The following is a 15,861-nucleotide window of genomic DNA, read 5'->3' as shown; positions in this document are numbered from 1 at the left end:
GGAAGTACGGGGCGGGTCTATGGGTGGGTTCGGGTCAGCGGCGGGCTGCCGCCGTGCAGGTGTCGCGCCTCAGGTCCTCCAGAGTCGCGGGCGTGCCCGGCAGCGCGGAGCGGGCCGGGGCCTCCAGGCCGTCGAGGAACAGCTCGAGCTGGCGGTGGACGAAGCGGTCCATGTTCGGGCAGGCCGTGCCGGGCAGCGGCCGGCTGAGCTGGAAGATCGCGACCATCAGGTCGCCGACTCCGACGTCGGCGCGCATCCGGCCGGCCGCCTGCGCCCGGTCGACGAGGCCCCGCACGGTCTCCTCGACCCGCTCGCGTTCGGCCCGCAGCTCCGGGTGGTCCTCGTCGAAGCCGCCGTCGAGCATCGGGCACAGGGCGCCGACCCGCTCGTCGGCGGCGGCGTGGGTGAAGCGGCGGAGCGCGGCGAAGGTGTCGCTCTCCAGCTCGGCGGCCTCCAGGGCCCGCTCGGTGACCCGGGCCATGAGGGAGAGGACGACCTCGCGGACGAGGTCGGCGCGCTCGGCGAAGTTGCGGTAGAGCGTGGCGTTGCCGACCCCGGCGCGGCGGGCGATCTCGTCCAGCGGCACCTGGGGGCCGTGCTCGACGAACATCTCGCGGGCCGCCGTGACGATCCGCTCGCGGTTGCGCAGGGCGTCGGCCCGCGGGCGGGGTGCACGGCGGACAGCGCCCGCGGGGGCCGTGCCGGCGGTGCTGGTGCTCACGTCGCTGCTCCCTGCCTGGGGTGGGTGGTGAAGTGATCCGGGGACGGATTCCCCGTTTCGCTGGACACAGAGCTAAACGGGGACGTGCTCCCCGGTTATTTCCCGCCCTCCGGGTGACCTGGGTCACATCGCCCGGTCGGGTCACTCGACGCGCGCTCCCCGGACGGCCCGCACAGGCTGATCGCACGGCGCCGATCGCACCGGCGCGCGGAGAGGCGGAGAGAGAGGGCGACCGCATGCAGGAGACCCGCCGACGGATACGCCGACCCATCGCCCTGGCGGCGGCGACCGCTCTCGCGCTCGCCGCCCTGGCCACGGCCAGCTCGACCCTGCCCGGCCCGGCCCCCGCCTCCGCGGGACCCGTCGCCGCCGCGGCCGCGGACTCGCCGCTGGGACCGTGCCGGATCGCCACGACGATGGGTGTGCAGATGTCGGAGGGCCTGCCCACCGCGCCCGGTTACGCCCGCTCCACCGGCCGGGTCCGCGCCCTCAACCTGATGATCGACTTCCCGGACGCCCCCGGGCAGGGCACGGCCATGAGCCGCTACCGCGAGTTCTTCCCGCAGACCACCGACTGGTTCCGGGTCAGCTCCTACGGGCGCCTCCGCTACCACCCCGAGACCCCGATACCCGACTGGCTGCGGATGCCCCGCCCCTTCACCTCGTACGGGGTGGAACGCGGCGCCCCGTACGAGCCGGGCTACCGCGGCCTGGTCGAGGACATCGTGAAGGCCGCCGACGCGAAGGTGGACTTCAGCGCGTACGACCTGGTCAACGTCCTCGTCACCCCGAACGCCGGGCCCTCGGCCCTGGACACCGTGCTGTCCGTGACCTTCTCCGGCAACGACGACGCGCCCTACGCGGACGGCGTCCCGCTCGCCAACACGTCCTTCGTCTACAGCCGGCAGGACGACGGCTCGGGGTCGTACGCCGAGACCGGCTACCGGGTCCTGCCGCACGAGAACGGCCATGTCTTCGGGCTGCCCGACCTCTACACCGTCGACGGCGGCGGCACCGTCGGGCACTGGGACATCATGTCCGAGGACTGGGGGGCCAACAACGATCTGCTCGGCTGGCACAAGTGGAAGCTCGGCTGGCTCGACGACCGGCAGATCGGCTGCGTCTCGCGGCCCGGCGACGCCGAGTACACCCTCACCCCGCTCGCCAGGACCGGCGGACGCAAGCTCGCCTTCGTCCCGCTCTCCGCCACCTCCGGCTACGCGGCCGAGGTCCGCACCCGCGAGGGCAACGACGAGGCGGTCTGCAAGCCGGGCGTGCTCGTCTACCGCGTCGACACGGACGTGGACACCGGCCACGGACCGGTCACCGTCGCCGACAGCGAACGCGACACCGGCGGCTGCACCCGCAGTCCCAACGTCCACGCCGAGCTCTCGGACGCCCCCTTCCGCACCGGCGAGACCTTCACCGACCGGGCCCACGGCGTCCGCATCACCGTCCTCGGCGAGGACACCGCCACCGGCGGCTTCCGCATCCGCGTCTCCCGCTCCTGAGCCGGGGCGGGACGGGGCGAGAGCACCCCGTCAGGCCGGGGCCCGCCCTCGGTCCGGGGCCGCCAGTTCGGCGCGCAGGGCGGGCTTCAGGACCTTGCCGGTCGCGTTGCGGGGAAGGTCCGTCTCCCGCAGGGCGATGTGCGCCGGCACCTTGAACGGGGCGAGGCGCGCCGCGACATGGGCGCGCAGCTCCTCGGGGGTCGCCGTCGCGCCCTCGCGGAGGCGGATCGCGGCCGCGACCTCCTCGCCGAGCTCGGGGTGCGGCAGGCCGAGGACCGCGGCCTCGACGACGTCCGGGTGGCTCTGGAGGACGCCCTCGACCTCGACGCAGTACACGTTCTCGCCGCCCCGGATCACCATGTCCTTGATCCGGTCGACGACGGTGACCCGTCCGTCCTCGAGGCGCGCGAGGTCGCCGGTGCGGAACCAGCCGTCCGGGGTGAAGGCGGCGCGGGTGGCCGCCTCGTCGTTCCAGTAGCCGCGGACCAGGGACTGGCCGCGCAGCCAAAGCTCGCCGACGCCGTCGGCGTCCGGCCGCTCGATCCGCACCTCGGTCGCCGGGCTGGGCCGTCCCACGCTCTCCGGATGGGCCCGGTACTCGGCGCCGAAGTTGGCGAGCACACCGCCGCAGGTCTCGGTGAGGCCGTAGCCGTTGCGCGGCTCGATCCGCTCCCCGTAGGCGGCGGTGAGCCGCGCCGTGATCGCGGGCGGGGCCGGCGCTCCCCCGGTGCTGAGCAGCGTGAGCGACTCCAGCGGGTCGCCGGTGCGCTCGGCGAGGTCGAGCAGGTGGAGGGCGGTGGTGGGGACGCCGGCGAAGTGGGTGACGCGGTGGGCGCGGATCAGCTCCAGGGCCTCGGCCGGGTCCCACTTGCGCATGAGGACGAGCGTGCCGCCGGCCGCCATGACCGAGGCGAAGGAGGTGAAGGCGGCCGCGTGGAAGAAGGGGAAGGTGGTGAGCGAGACGGGCACGGGACCCGCGCCGGGCCGCTCGCCGCGGCGGAGCGCGGCGGCGGCCGCGAAGTAGCGGGGGTTCATCGCCGCCCCGGCCTGGGCGAGGTGGGTGGCGACGGCGCCCTTGGGGCGGCCGGTGGTGCCGGAGGTGTAGACGATCGTGGCGTCGTGCTCGGGCAGCACGTCCACGGCCGGCGGCCCGAGGAGCGGGTCGGTGTCGGGGACGTACGGCTCGAAGCCCGCGGGCAGCGGGCGGTCCGGCTCCGGGTGGAAGACGATCCCGGGTACGGAGCGGGCGGCGGCCCAGGCGGCGACGCGCGGGACCCGCTCGCCGTCCACGAGCAGGGCGCGGGGCGCGCAGTCGTCGAGGGCGTACGCGAACTCGTCCTCGGTCCACCAGGCGTTCAGCGGGACGGCGACGATTCCGGCGAGCTGCGCGGCCCAGAAGGCGACCTGCCACTCCGGGTGGTTGCGCATCGCGACGACGGCGCGGTCGCCGGGGCGCAGGCCGTGCGTGCCGAGGAGCCGGCGGGCGAGGCCGCAGGCGGCGTCGAAGAACTCCCGGTAGCCCGTCACGCCGTGCTCGGAGACGAGGAAGGGGCGGTCGCCGAAGGCCCAGACGGCCTCCACGAACTCACGCAGGGTCCGGGGGCCGGAGGTGTACACGCCGCCGTCGACGGCGAAGGGGGCGCCGGGTGCGGTGAGCGGGTCGGGGGAAGGGGCGGCGGGCGGGTCCGTGTGGGGCTCGACCACGGTGATGCCTTCTTTCCGTCTTCCCGGCCTGTCGGCCTGCCGGCTTCCGAGCGTGTGCTCAGACCCGGGGAGCGACGCTATGCGGGGCCATCCGGCGGGTCAAGGCCGGGCTTCGGCCGCGACCCCGGGGCCGGGAGCGGGCTCGGGCGCGGTCGCGGTCCGGGCGCCGGGGACGGCTCCGGTCTCGGGTGCGGCTCCGGTCCCGGGGACGGCTCCGGTCTCGGCGACGGGCGCGGGGGCGGGCTCCGCCTCCGGGTCGCCCGACGCGACGAACAGGCCGACCCGGGCCGCTCCGACCACCCGGGGCAGGACGAACGCCCAGAACCGGGTCAGCGGCGCCCTTTCCAGCCAGCTCGGGTCCTGGTGGCCGAGGGCCTCGTGCCCGGCGGCCACCGCCACCACCGCGGCCGCCACGTCGCGGGCGGCCACGTCGGGGGCGAGCAGCCCCGCCTGCTCGCTCCGCAGGACGAGGGACTCGACCCACTCGCGCCACTGGCGGCGCAGGTCCCGGGCCGTCCTCGCGCGCTCCGGGGCGGCGCTCAGGTCGAAGCCGGCGCGCAGCACGGCGTCGGACCGCAGGCACTGGACGAGCTCGTGACTGGCGTCGATCACGGTCTGGAGCGGCAGCGCCTCGCGCTCGCGGGTGATCCGCACCAGGCGCTCGCCGGCCGCCGCGACGACCGCGTCGGCCAGCGCCGCCTTGCTGGGGAAGTGGAAGTGCAGGGCACCGCTGCTGACCCCGGCCCGGGCGCTGATGGTCGCGAGCGAGGCGACCTCGAAGCCGTCCCGGTCGAAGAGCGCGGCCGCCGACTCGACGAGGGCGTTGCGGGTCCGAATCGCCCGCTCCTGCTTGGCCAAGGGGGACTCCGTCACTACGCCGCGGGGTGCCGACACCTGTCTGTTTCAGCCATCACTGTAACAAACCGGATAAGCGGTTTTCCGGTCGACGGAAAAGTCGGCGGGGAGGGAACGGGAGGCCCTGGCGCGGGACATGCGGGCCGTGCCGCCCGTACGGCCGGGGGCGGGTCCCCGGCCGTAGGGGCGGCGGATGCTCAGTCGCGTGCGGGGGTCCGGACGGGCAGGGCCCCGTAGCCGTTGAGCAGGAAGGTGGGGAGCGGCGCCAAGGCGTCGGCCGGGCAGCCGAGTTCGAGGTCGGGGAAGCGCTCGAAGAGGGCGGCGAGGGCGACCGTGGCCTCCAGGGTCGCGAGCGGGGCGCCCAGGCAGCGGTGCACGCCGTGGCCGAAGCCGAGGACGTCCCGGTCGTTGCGCAGCAGGTCGAAGCGGGCGGCGTCGGCTCCGTAGCGGCGCGGATCCAGGCCGGCGGCCGCGAAGTTGACGAGGATCGGGTCGCCCCGGGCGATCCTCACCCCGTCGAGGTCGATGTCCTCGACGGCGAAGCGCAGCGGCGAGTAGGCGGCGGGGCTGTGGATGCGCATGGTCTCGTCGACCACGTCGTCCCAGGTCGCGCGCCCGGCGCGGACGTGAGCGAGCTGCTCGGGGTGGGTCAGCAGGGCGGCGGTGGCGTTGACGACGAGGGTGGCGGTGGTGTCCTGCCCGGCGGCGATCAACAGGAAGAGCGACCCCAGGAGTTCGTTCTCGGTGAGGGCGTCGGCTCCGTCGCGGGCGGCGATCAGGGAGGAGGTCAGGTCGTCGCCGGGTTCCCGGCGGCGGGCGGCGACCAGTTCGCCGAGCAGCCGGAAGGCGGTGCCGCGCGCGGCCTCCATGGTCTCGGCGCTGACGCTGGAGCTGAAGACGGTGCGCAGGGCGGCGGTGAGTTCGTCGCGGGCGGTGCCCTCGGCGACGCCGAAGAGCTCGCAGATGACCTGGAGGGGCAGCGACTCGGCGTATCCGGTGCGCAGGTCGGCCGGCTCGCCGGCGGCGAGGCGGGGTGCGAGGCCGTCGAGGAGCGTGCTCGCGATCTCCTCGATCCGGGGCCGGAGGGCGGCGGTGCGGCGGGCGGTGAACGCGGCGGCGACCAGGCGGCGCAGGCGGGCGTGCTCGGCGCCGTACGAGAAGAGCATGTTCTCGTTGGCGACCCACGGGTAGAGCGGCCACTCGGGGGTGATGCGGCCCTCGACGAACGCGGGCCAGTGGCGGCGGGCGTCCTTGGAGACGCGGGGGTCGACGAGGAGCCGCTCGACGTGTTCCTGGCCGACGACGGCCCAGGCGCGGACGCCACCGGGCAGTTCGACCTCGACGGCGGGGCCGCGTCCTCGCAGTACGGCGGCCTCGCCGGCCAGGTCTCGACCGGTCACGTCCAGCGCGTACGGGCAGGAAGCCGTGTCCATGTGTGCCTTCTCCATTCGGGTGTGCTTGCGTTCCGTGCGTGCCCCCACCGCACACGCAACCGAGGAGAACCGGGCTTCCCCTCCCCTGTGGTGATGCCTCGTCAGGCGGACGCCGGGCTGGTGTCCGGAAGGGCCGCCGCCGACTCGCGCAGCCGTACGGCCTCCCCGTACGCCCGCTCCGCGCGCCCGGAGGTGAAGTCCAGGCGGAGCAGCACTCCGGGCACGGCGATGGCGCTCAGGAGCGTCCGCATGAGGTCGGCCACCCGCTCCACCAGGTCCGCATGGTTCGTCATGATCTTGGACAGCACCTGAACTCCGGTGAAACTTCCGGCGAACAGGGTGGCGGCCGAGGGGATGTCGACGTGCGGAAGGAGCTCTCCGGCGTCCTTGGCCCGGGTGAGGACGTCCACATTGTGGTCGATCCAGCCCTGCATGGGAACGCGCCGGTCGAGGCCGTCGTGCGGCGAACCCTGGTCCACGGTGAGGCGCACGCTGCCGCGCACCATGGGGTCGCCGAGGTGCAGCAGATGGGCGAGGACCAGCGCCTCGTCGGTGAACTGCTGGAGGTGGAGCTCACGTCGCGGGACCGGCGGCAGGGCCGCGACCTGGCCGGCGAGGACCTCCTGGGCGAGCTCCTCCTTGGAGGAGAAGTGGAAGTAGAGGGCCCCCTTGGTGACGCCGCACTTCTTGAGGACCTCGGAGATCGTCGCGGCCTCGTAGCCGACCTCGTCGAAGAGTTCGGCGGCGGCCATCACGATCTTCTGGCGTGTGCGGATGGCCCGCTCCTGTTGTGCCACTGCATCCTCCGTACCTCACGGCCGAAGAGACCGCGAGGTTGGTATTCCGACGGCTCACATGGGGTGCCCGGGACGGTGGCGCGCCCACTCGAACCCCCGTCGCAGTAGGGTGAGCCCGGGCAATCACAATCCTTCACACATCCACATTTCGAGAATAAAACCATCCAACCGGTTTGACAAGAATGTTGAAAGAAAACCGGATGGTCCATATCTTTGTCATCGGCCACCCTACGACCCCTGTCGGGCCCACTCACACCGGGGGAGATTCGATGCTCCAGCACGCGGAAGCGCCGCTCAGACAAGGCGCCGACGAGAGCGACGGCGCGGAGGACCTCACCTGTCTTCTCTTCGACGGCGACGACCGCGAGCGCGTGCACGGTGACTGGCGCCGGCTGATATCCGACGCCGCCTTCGCGCCCCGCCCCGGACTCGGTCCCGCCGAGCGTACCGCCCTCTCCTACGAGCGGCTCCGCCTGGTCAACGACACCGTGGCCGGCGCCGGGGCGGAGGCGCTCAGCTACGACGCCCGCCGGCTCGCCGCCCTGCACGAGTGGACCGGATTCGTCGACGGTGGTCTGTGCACCCTGGCGAGCATCCACTACAACCTCTTCCTCGGCAGCCTCCTCGACCACGACGGCTACCGGCGCGACCTCTCCCCGTACACGGCGATGGAGCGCACCGGCACCTTCCTGTGCACCGAGCTCGCCCACGGCAACGACGTCACGTCGCTGGAGACCGTCGCCGTCTTCGACCGCGCGACCGGGGGATTCGTCCTGCACACCCCGAACCCCGGGGCGCGGAAGTTCATGCCGAACACCAGCCTCGCCGGCGGCCCCAAGACCGCCGTGGTCGCCGCCCGCCTGCTCGTCGACGGCCAGGACCAGGGCATCTTCCTCTTCCTCACGCCGCTCAGCGACACCGAGGGGCATCTGCCCGGCATACGGGTCAGCCGGCTGCCGGACCGCACCGGTACCCCGGTCGACCACTGCCTCACCGCCTTCGACCACGTACGGCTGCCCCGCGAGGCCATGCTGGAGGCCGCCCACGGCCGGCTCGACAAGGACGGCCGCCTCACCAGCACCCTCGGCAACCGGCGCAAGCGGTTCCTGCGCTCCGTCGGCCGGGTCACCATGGGCAAGCTCTGCATGAGCGGCGGCACCCTCGGCATGGCCCGCGCGGCGCTCGCCATCGCCGTCCGCTACGCCCACCACCGGCGGATCGGCGCCCCCCGGGCCGGCGAACGGATACCCCTCGCCGCCCACCGCAGCCACCACGGCCGGCTGCTGCACTCCCTCGCCACCGCCTACGCGATGACCTTCCTGCACCGGTCGGTCCTCGACCGCTGGGCCGGCCACGACCCCGACGACGCCGAGGAGCGGGAGGAGGTCGAGCGGCTGATCGCCGTGGCCAAGGGCTGGATCACCTGGCAGGCCCGCGACATCACCGTGGAGGCCCGCGAACGGTGCGGGGCGCAGGGCCTCTTCCCCGGGAACGGCATCGCCGACCTGCCGCTCAACGTCGAGGGCGGCATCACCGCCGAGGGCGACAACCTGGTGATCTGGGTCAAGGCCGCCTCCGAGATGCTCTTCTCCCACGAGGCCGGTCCCGCGCTCGCGCCCCGGGGCGAGCTCACCGACCTCGCCTTCCTGCGGGACCTGCACGCCTGCGTCGAGCGGATCTGGCAGACCCGGGCCCGCGCCGCCCTGCGCGGCGGCCCCTCCGGCGACCCCGTCGGGCGCTGGAACGAGACCTCCGGGGCCGCCCTGGAGATGGTCGCCGCCCATGCCCGGGTGCGTGCCGCCGACGCGCTGCTCGCCGCGACCGCCCGCGCGACCGCGCCCCGCACCCGTTTCCTGCTGGAGAACGTCTCCCGGCTCTTCCTGCTCCAGGAGCTCCGCCCGCACACCGGCGACCTCCTCGTCGCGGGCCATCTCGCCGCCGAGCACGTGGAGGCCCTCCACGGCACGACGGACCAGGTGATCGCGGATCTGGCGCCGCATCTGATGACGCTGGTGGACGCCTTCGACCTGCCCGAGGAGTTCCTCGCGGCGATCCCGCTGGCGAACGCGGACTATCTGGACCGTTTCGGAGCCTGAGGCCGGGGCACAAAACAAACAGACCTGTATGCCGGGTGGACCACCACCCGGCATTCCCCTTGACGCGTACACGGCGCTCAACAGCAGGAATCGGCCGTCTTCTGTCAAAGTGGGAGGGGAACCCTTCAGTGGGTGTCCATGGAAACAGGCATGGCTGTATGGTTCTTGATGCGGGAGACGCTTTCGGCGCCTCCTCACACAGGGGGATGTCGTACTGAGAGCTGTCGTACCGGGCAAGGGGCTTGCGCGATGCAAAAACGGTCGCAAACGACCCGTCAGGCACTCGTGCGTGCCGCCGTGGAACTCATCGCGAACGGCCGACTCGCCGACGCCGGACTGGTCAACATCTGCAACACCGCCGGCGTGAGCCGCGGCGCGCTCTACCATCACTTCCCCTCCATCGCGGAGCTGGTCGCGGAGGTCCACGCGCAGGCGCAGGACCGCGTCCTCGCGCTGGCCGACGACAGCTTCGGCGAGCGGGGCGCGGACGCCCCGGCGCGCTTCAGCGTCGCCCTCGGCAAGGCGCTGACGGACGATCAGCTCGTGCGGGCCGGCCTGCGGCTCGCGGCGGACGGCACCGACAATCCGCCCCGGCTGCGGGACGAGGTGCTGGCCCGGGTGCGGTCCGAGGTGCTGACGGAGGCACCCGAGCGCCCGGAGCAGCAGGTGCTCGCGGACCTCGCGGTCGTGGTCACCGCGGGCCTGGAGTCCCTCGGGTACACCGACACGGCCTGGTGGAGCCGGGAGAGCACCGAGCGGATATGGGACGTGCTGCTGCCGCTCTTCTCCGGGGACTGGCCGGACGGGTCGGGGGAAGCGGACCACGCCGCGGCGGAGGCGGAGCTCTCGCGGGGCGCCGCCGCCGTCGGCATCCCGAGCCAGTCGCACTGACGGTGTCCTCGTACGGCCCGCGGCGCCCACGGCGCCGCCCCGCTCCCCCGCCGGCCTCGGCCCCGCCCGCCACCAACGGCCGCCGTGAACGGCCGCGGCCCTCGCCGGGGGAGGCGAGGGCCGCGCGGGTGGCGAGGGCGGGCGAGGGACGGCGGACGGCCGGGAAGCCCGGCGGTGCCGTGGAGCGGGCGCTACGAGGCGGGGGCGTCGGACGCCGCGGCGGCCTCGGCGCGGGCCCGGTCGGCGGCGGTCTCGGCGGCCGAGGGCGGGACGATCCGGAGGTGGCCGATCATGCCGGGGGCGACCATGCCCGGCAGCAGGAGCCGCCACATGGCGGTGAGGCGCTCGGGGAGGTCGTCGCGGTTGGTGTACACCTGCGACATCACCTGCATGCCGGTGAACGCCCCGACGATGACGGTGGTGGCGTCGGCCAGATTCAGGCCGGGCAGGACCTCGCCCTGCCGCTGGGCCTCGTCGAGGAGGCCGCGGATGGCCGCGCTCGACTGCTCGTACGGCGTGTTGACGGGGCGCGGGAAGGAGGTCTTCTCGACGGCCAGGCGCACGCTGGCCCGCAGCACCGGATCGCGCTGGAGCCGGACGGCGAAGGCGAAGGTCAGATCGATGATCGACTGGAGTTTGGTGGGCCGCTCGGGAGCGAGGAGGGCCCCGCTGTGCGCGTCGAGCAGAGCCACGGCGATCGACTCTTTGGAGGGGAAGTGGTGGTAGAGGGCGCCACGGGTCAGGCCGCTGCGCGCGAGGATCTCGTTGGTGCTGGCCGCGTCGAATCCACGGAGGTCGAAGACCTCGGCGGCAGCCTCCAGGATCGCTTGCCGTGATCGCGTTCCGCGTTCCTGTTTAGCCATACCCGGATCCTTGCCACTCGCCGACGAACGATACAGACAAGTCTGCATTCTACTTGCCCGGGCGTCCCTGACCAGGGGCGCGCGAGCGGAAGCCAGGCGGACTACCCGGTTCCGCCGCGCGCCCCGGCGCCGACAGGCCCGCTCTCCGGCGCCGGGGCCCGGCGCGGCCCACTCACGGATTGCCCAGGCGGAAACCGACACCCCGGACGGTCACGATCCAGTGACTGGATCCGAGCTTGCCCCGGACGCTGCTCACATGGGTGTCGATGGTGCGCCCCTTGTGCGACCAGGCGTCGTCCCAGACCTGGGTCATCAACTGGCGCCGGGAGACGACGGCGCCCGGCTGGATCGCGAGCGCGTGCAGCAGGTCGAACTCCTTGCGGGTGAGGTCCACGGGCCGGCCGTGCAGCGTGACCTTGCGGGTGTCGGCGTCGATGCGCAGCGGGCCGTGCTCGATGATCCGGGCGGTCGGCGAGGGCCGGACCCGGCGCATCACCGCCCCGATGCGGGCGAGGAGTTCGTGGAATCCGTAGGGCTTGACCATGTAGTCGTCCGAGCCGGCCTGCAGGCCGAGGACGCGGTCGAGCTCGCTGCCGCGCTCGGTGACGGCGATGATCGGCGTGTCGCTCATCGCGCGGATGCTGCGGCAGACCTCGAGGCCGTCCAGGTCGGTGAGGTCGAGGTCGAGCAGGATGAGATCGGCCTGCCGGTGGACCTGGAGCGCCTGGCTGCCTGTGGTCACGCTGTCGGCGCGGTAGCCCCTCCGTATCAGGTCCTGGACCAGCGCCTTGGCCGAGCGCTCCTCGTTCTCGACGACCAGGATGCGCAGGGCAGGGTGCTCGACCGGGACGTGCAGGCGGGGCACGGCCGGGTGGATGTGCTGGGGCACGGGGTGATGCCGCACGGTGTGGGAATCGGGTAGGTCGGCTACCTGCTGGTTCATCCGGTCCTCCTGGAGCGGGGCGATCGCTGGCTGCCACATGCTCGTCTCGAAGTTCAGGTGCTTTGTGAAGATACCAAACAGACTTGTCTGATTGTCAATGCGAGGTCAGACGGACGTGGCAAAGTTGTGTCGCCGCCTGTGACCAGCTAAAACGAAGACGATGCCCTGATTTGCGCCCGCCTCGTAGCTGGTCACCGCCCCGGGCGCCCCTGACGCCGCTTGGCCAAGAACAGGCAAAACTGCCTGTTCGTCAATTCCGTTGCGTGGTGCATTGATTGCCCAGAGCCAACAAGAAGGGCGGATCCCCCGCTTCCACTCCCCGACACGCCCGACCCCAACTTTTTACTTGATTTACCCAACAGACCTGTCTGTATTTTGTGGGGGTGTGTGGACCGGGGGCTGTTGCCACACCCAGCAGCTCCGCCCTGCCCGAAAACAGACAGGAGCGCCAGCCATGACCGCAATGCTCGACTCCGCCATCACGGGTCTCACCACCACCGTTCCGCGCCAGTACGTGCACCGCGCCGCCGTGTCCGAGGTCCTGCTCACCGGCTGGCGGCCGGCGGCCGCGCCCCACGCCTTCGTCGTCGGGGCCCAGTGGCCGCGCGGCCACGCCCTCTTCGCCCAGTCCGGCGGCTACCAGGACCCCATGCTGCTGGTCGAATCCGTGCGCCAGATCGGGTCGTTGCTCGCCCACGCCGAGTTCGGAGTCGAGTTCGGGCACCAGTTCCTCATGCGGTCGATAGCGTTCGCCGCCACGACGGACCTGTTCGTCGCCACGCCCGCGCCCACCGAGGTCGAGCTGCACACCGTGTGCCACGACATCGTCCGGCGCGGCAAGGACCTCGGCGGCATGCGCTACGAGGTCACCGCGAAGGTCGACGGCGTCGCCCTGGCCTCCGCCGGCGCCGCCTTCCACTGCACCCGGCCGAGCGTCTACAAGCGCCTGAGAGGCGAGCGCCCCACCTGCGCCGACCGCCTCCCCGGGCTGCCGATCGACCCGGCCCGCGTGGGCCGCACCGGCCCGCAGCACGTGGTCCTGTCCGACATCCCCGGCGGCTCCCCCCACCGCTGGGAGCTGCGCGTCGACTGCAGCCACCCGATCTTCTTCGACCACCCCGTGGACCACGTCCCCGGCATGGTGCTCCTGGAGGCGGCCAGACAGGCCGCGCACGCCGTCACCGGCATGCCCGACACCCTCGTCATCGGCCTGGAGAGCTCCTTCGAGCGGTACGCCGAACTCGACGAGCCCTGCTTCATCGAGGCCGAGCCCACCTCGGTCGACGCCGCCGGCGACGTCCACGTACGGGTCCGCGGGCTCCAGCGCGACGCGTCGGTCTTCGTCGCCGACCTCACGCTGCGCACGCGCAGCCGTTGACCCGCCACTCGTCACGCGACCGGAGCACCCACGTGCAGAACATCCTGATCACCGGGGCGGGCGGCTTCATCGGCTCCCACGTCACCCGCGAGGCGGCCCGCACCGGGGGGCGGCTCACCCTGATGTCGCACCGCCGGCCGCCACGGCGGCCCGCCGACGGCCGGGCCCGGATCGTCCGGGCGGACCTGGCGGACCCCGGCTCGTTGCACGGCCTGTGCGACGGCGCCGACGTCCTGCTCCACTGCGCCTCCCTGATCGGCGGGACGCCCGAGGCCAACGAGGCGGTCAACGCCCGGGGCACCGCCGCGCTCGTCGCCGCCGCGCGGCGCGCCGGAGTGTCCCGCATCGTGTACCTCAGCACCGCCTCCGTCTACGGCCGCGGCATCTTCCGCCGCGCCCGCCCCGAGGAGCTGCCCCGCCGGCCCCAGTCGCCCACCTCGCGGACCCGGGCCGAGGCCGAGGACGCCGTCCTGGCCGCCGGCGGGATCGTCGTACGGCCGCATCTGGTCTACGGGCCCGGCGACACCTGGGTCGTCCCCGGGCTCACCCGACTGCTGCGGTCCCTGCCCGGCACGCCGGCCAACTGGGACGCCCGGCTCTCCGTCATCAGCGTGACCGAACTGGCCGCGCTGCTCGTGGCGGTGGGCCTCGCCCCGCGCGAGCGGCTGTCGGCCTCCGTCTACCACGCCGCCTATCCCGAGCCGGTCACGGCGTCCGCGCTGCTCGCCGCGGTGGCCGGCTGCACGGCGCGCCCGCCGGCCCGGCCGAGCATCAGCCTCGCGCACGCCCGTGCCCTGCCGACGGAGAACGGGGCCGCGACCCGCGCGCTCGACCTGCTCGCCACCGACCACTGGTTCGACAGCACACCGCTCTGGACCGACCTGGACCGGACCCCGGGCCGGGGCTGGGAGCAGGACCTCCCCCGCATGAAGGAGTGGTACCCGGACCGGGCGGCAGCCGCCTGACCCCGCTCCCCCGCCGCGGGCCCGGACCGGGCCCGTACGGCACCCACAGCCCCAACCACCATGCGAGTGTGGGCGGTTGGAGATTCGGCACTATCTGAAGGACTGGCACACGTGGAATACACCAACCTCGGCCGCAGCGGACTGTCCGTGTCCCGGCTCGTGCTCGGCACGATGAACTTCGGGACGCAGACCTCCGAGGCCGACAGCCACACGATCATGGACCGGGCGCACGATCGCGGCATCAACTTCTTCGACACGGCGAACGTGTACGGGACGCGGCCGGGCGAGCAGCCCACCGAGCCGATCATCGGCCGCTGGTTCGCCGGCGGCAACGGGCGGCGCGAGAAGACCGTGCTCGCCACCAAGGTCTATCTGCCCACCGGCTCCTGGCCCAACGAGTCGTACCTGTCCGCGCTGAACATCCGGCGCGCCTGTGAGGCGTCGCTGAAGCGCCTGGGCACCGACTACATCGACGTGTACCAGATGCACCACGTCGACCGGAGCACGTCGTGGGAGGAGATCTGGGAGGCGTTCTCCGTCCTGCGCCAGCAGGGCAAGGTGCTCTACTTCGGCTCGTCGAACTTCGCCGGCTGGCACATCGCCCAGGCGCAGGAGGCCGCCCGCTCCCGGCACTTCCTCGGCCTGGTCAGCGAGCAGTCCCGCTACAACCTGATGACCCGCTGGGTCGAGCTGGAGGTGCTGCCCGCCGCGCGGCACTACGGTCTCGGGCTGATCCCCTGGGGGCCGCTGAACGGCGGTGTGCTCGGCGGTGTGCTGCGCAAGATGCAGGAGGGCGGCGCGGCGCGCGGCACCTCGGGGCACTCCGCGGGTCTGCTCGCCCGGCACCGCGACACGGTCGAGGCGTACGAGAAGCTGTGCGCCGAGATCGGCGAGGACCCCGCGCACGTGGGCCTGGCGTGGCTGCTCGCGCAGGAGGGTGTGACCGGCCCCATCATCGGTCCGCGCACCGCCGAGCAGCTCGACGGCTCGCTGCGCGCCCTGACGATCAGGCTCGACGCCGGCACGCTGGCGAAGCTGGACGAGCTGTTCCCGCCGCCCGGTCCGAACGGTGCCAAGCCGGCTCCGGAGGCGTACGCCTGGTGAGGGCGCCCGCCTGGTGAGCGCCCCTCTCCGGTGAGCACGTCCGCGTGCTGACCGCGCCGTGGAGGCACGTGCCCGTGTGGTGGCGCGTGCCTCCGCGGCGGAACCGACCCGCAGGACCGGCCGGGAGCCCGCCACAAGGGCCGGCCGGACGTATTCGTACTCTCAGCAGAAGTGAGGCATCGTGCGCAAGGTGCTCATCGCCAACCGTGGCGAAATCGCTGTCCGGGTGGCCCGTGCGTGTCGGGATGCCGGGATCGCGAGCGTGGCCGTCTACGCGGACCCGGACCGGGACGCCCTGCACGTCCGGGCCGCGGACGAGGCGTTCGCGCTCGGTGGAGACACCCCGGCCACCAGTTATCTGGATTTCGACAAGGTGTTGTCGGCGGCGAAGGATTCGGGGGCGGACGCGGTCCACCCCGGTTACGGCTTCCTGTCCGAGAACGCCGACTTCGCCCAGGCCGTCCTGGACGCCGGGCTGATCTGGATCGGCCCCCCGCCGCAGGCGATCCGCGACCTCGGCGACAAGGTCGCCGCCCGCCACATCGCCCAGCGCGCCGGCGCCCCCCTCGTCGCCGGCACCCCCGACCCCGTCTCCGGCGC

Annotated in this window: 14 protein-coding genes; 7 read left to right on the top strand and 7 right to left on the bottom strand. The window is 73.0% G+C overall.

All coding sequences use genetic code 11. The annotated features are described in order from the left end of the window. Positions 1–34: 34 nt before the first annotated feature. Complete coding sequence (locus ABZ135_RS36165) at positions 35–721, bottom strand: TetR family transcriptional regulator (RefSeq protein WP_356702174.1); 687 nt, start codon at positions 719–721, stop codon at positions 35–37. 236 nt (positions 722–957) lie between these two features. Here ABZ135_RS36165 and ABZ135_RS36160 point away from each other — a divergent pair, with 236 nt between their 5' ends. After that, positions 958–2,232: a M6 family metalloprotease domain-containing protein gene (locus ABZ135_RS36160; RefSeq protein WP_356702172.1), complete on the top strand. Its 1,275-nt coding sequence runs from the start codon at positions 958–960 to the stop codon at positions 2,230–2,232. Positions 2,233–2,262: 30 nt separating this feature from the next. Here ABZ135_RS36160 and ABZ135_RS36155 read toward each other — a convergent pair whose 3' ends face one another. The 4 genes from ABZ135_RS36155 to ABZ135_RS36140 all read right to left on the bottom strand — a co-directional run bounded on the left by ABZ135_RS36155 (position 2,263) and on the right by ABZ135_RS36140 (position 7,021). After that, a complete protein-coding gene (locus ABZ135_RS36155; protein WP_356702170.1) occupies positions 2,263–3,936 on the bottom strand; it encodes a class I adenylate-forming enzyme family protein in 1,674 nt (557 codons plus the stop codon). A gap of 99 nt (positions 3,937–4,035) precedes the next feature. Further along, a complete protein-coding gene (locus tag ABZ135_RS36150; RefSeq protein WP_356702168.1) occupies positions 4,036–4,794 on the bottom strand; it encodes a ScbR family autoregulator-binding transcription factor in 759 nt (252 codons plus the stop codon). Positions 4,795–4,988: 194 nt separating this feature from the next. Then, the gene (locus ABZ135_RS36145; protein WP_356702166.1) at positions 4,989–6,224 is read right to left on the bottom strand and encodes a cytochrome P450; all 1,236 of its coding nucleotides are present in this window, start codon (positions 6,222–6,224) and stop codon (positions 4,989–4,991) included. Positions 6,225–6,325: 101 nt separating this feature from the next. Next, complete coding sequence (locus ABZ135_RS36140; protein WP_356702164.1) at positions 6,326–7,021, bottom strand: ScbR family autoregulator-binding transcription factor; 696 nt, start codon at positions 7,019–7,021, stop codon at positions 6,326–6,328. Positions 7,022–7,290: 269 nt separating this feature from the next. Between ABZ135_RS36140 and ABZ135_RS36135 the strand changes: the two genes are divergently transcribed. After that, on the top strand, positions 7,291–9,117 hold the full coding sequence (locus tag ABZ135_RS36135; protein WP_356702162.1) for an acyl-CoA dehydrogenase: 1,827 nt from the start codon (positions 7,291–7,293) through the stop codon (positions 9,115–9,117). Positions 9,118–9,414: 297 nt separating this feature from the next. Next, complete coding sequence (locus tag ABZ135_RS36130; protein ID WP_356702161.1) at positions 9,415–10,008, top strand: TetR/AcrR family transcriptional regulator; 594 nt, start codon at positions 9,415–9,417, stop codon at positions 10,006–10,008. A gap of 191 nt (positions 10,009–10,199) precedes the next feature. Here ABZ135_RS36130 and ABZ135_RS36125 read toward each other — a convergent pair whose 3' ends face one another. Together ABZ135_RS36125 and ABZ135_RS36120 are read right to left on the bottom strand one after the other, a co-directional pair. Continuing rightward, complete coding sequence (locus ABZ135_RS36125) at positions 10,200–10,871, bottom strand: ScbR family autoregulator-binding transcription factor (RefSeq protein ID WP_356702160.1); 672 nt, start codon at positions 10,869–10,871, stop codon at positions 10,200–10,202. A gap of 172 nt (positions 10,872–11,043) precedes the next feature. Then, on the bottom strand, positions 11,044–11,814 hold the full coding sequence (locus ABZ135_RS36120; RefSeq protein WP_356702158.1) for a response regulator transcription factor: 771 nt from the start codon (positions 11,812–11,814) through the stop codon (positions 11,044–11,046). 454 nt (positions 11,815–12,268) lie between these two features. Here ABZ135_RS36120 and ABZ135_RS36115 point away from each other — a divergent pair, with 454 nt between their 5' ends. The 4 genes from ABZ135_RS36115 to ABZ135_RS36100 all read left to right on the top strand — a co-directional run. Further along, on the top strand, positions 12,269–13,192 hold the full coding sequence (locus ABZ135_RS36115) for a ScbA/BarX family gamma-butyrolactone biosynthesis protein (protein ID WP_356702156.1): 924 nt from the start codon (positions 12,269–12,271) through the stop codon (positions 13,190–13,192). A 32-nt stretch (positions 13,193–13,224) separates the two neighbouring features. Continuing rightward, complete coding sequence (locus tag ABZ135_RS36110) at positions 13,225–14,157, top strand: NAD-dependent epimerase/dehydratase family protein (protein ID WP_356702155.1); 933 nt, start codon at positions 13,225–13,227, stop codon at positions 14,155–14,157. A gap of 111 nt (positions 14,158–14,268) precedes the next feature. After that, positions 14,269–15,261, top strand: a complete 993-nt coding sequence (locus tag ABZ135_RS36105; RefSeq protein ID WP_356702153.1) for an aldo/keto reductase — start codon at positions 14,269–14,271, stop codon at positions 15,259–15,261. Between the two features lie 181 nt (positions 15,262–15,442). Beyond that, positions 15,443–15,861: biotin carboxylase N-terminal domain-containing protein (locus ABZ135_RS36100; protein ID WP_356702151.1), on the top strand; the 419-nt coding region annotated here is incomplete at its 3' end.

This window comes from Streptomyces sp. NPDC006339 (genome assembly GCF_040612775.1).
In the GTDB taxonomy this organism is placed as follows: domain Bacteria; phylum Actinomycetota; class Actinomycetes; order Streptomycetales; family Streptomycetaceae; genus Streptomyces.
This window is presented reverse-complemented; position numbering and strand designations above follow the sequence as displayed.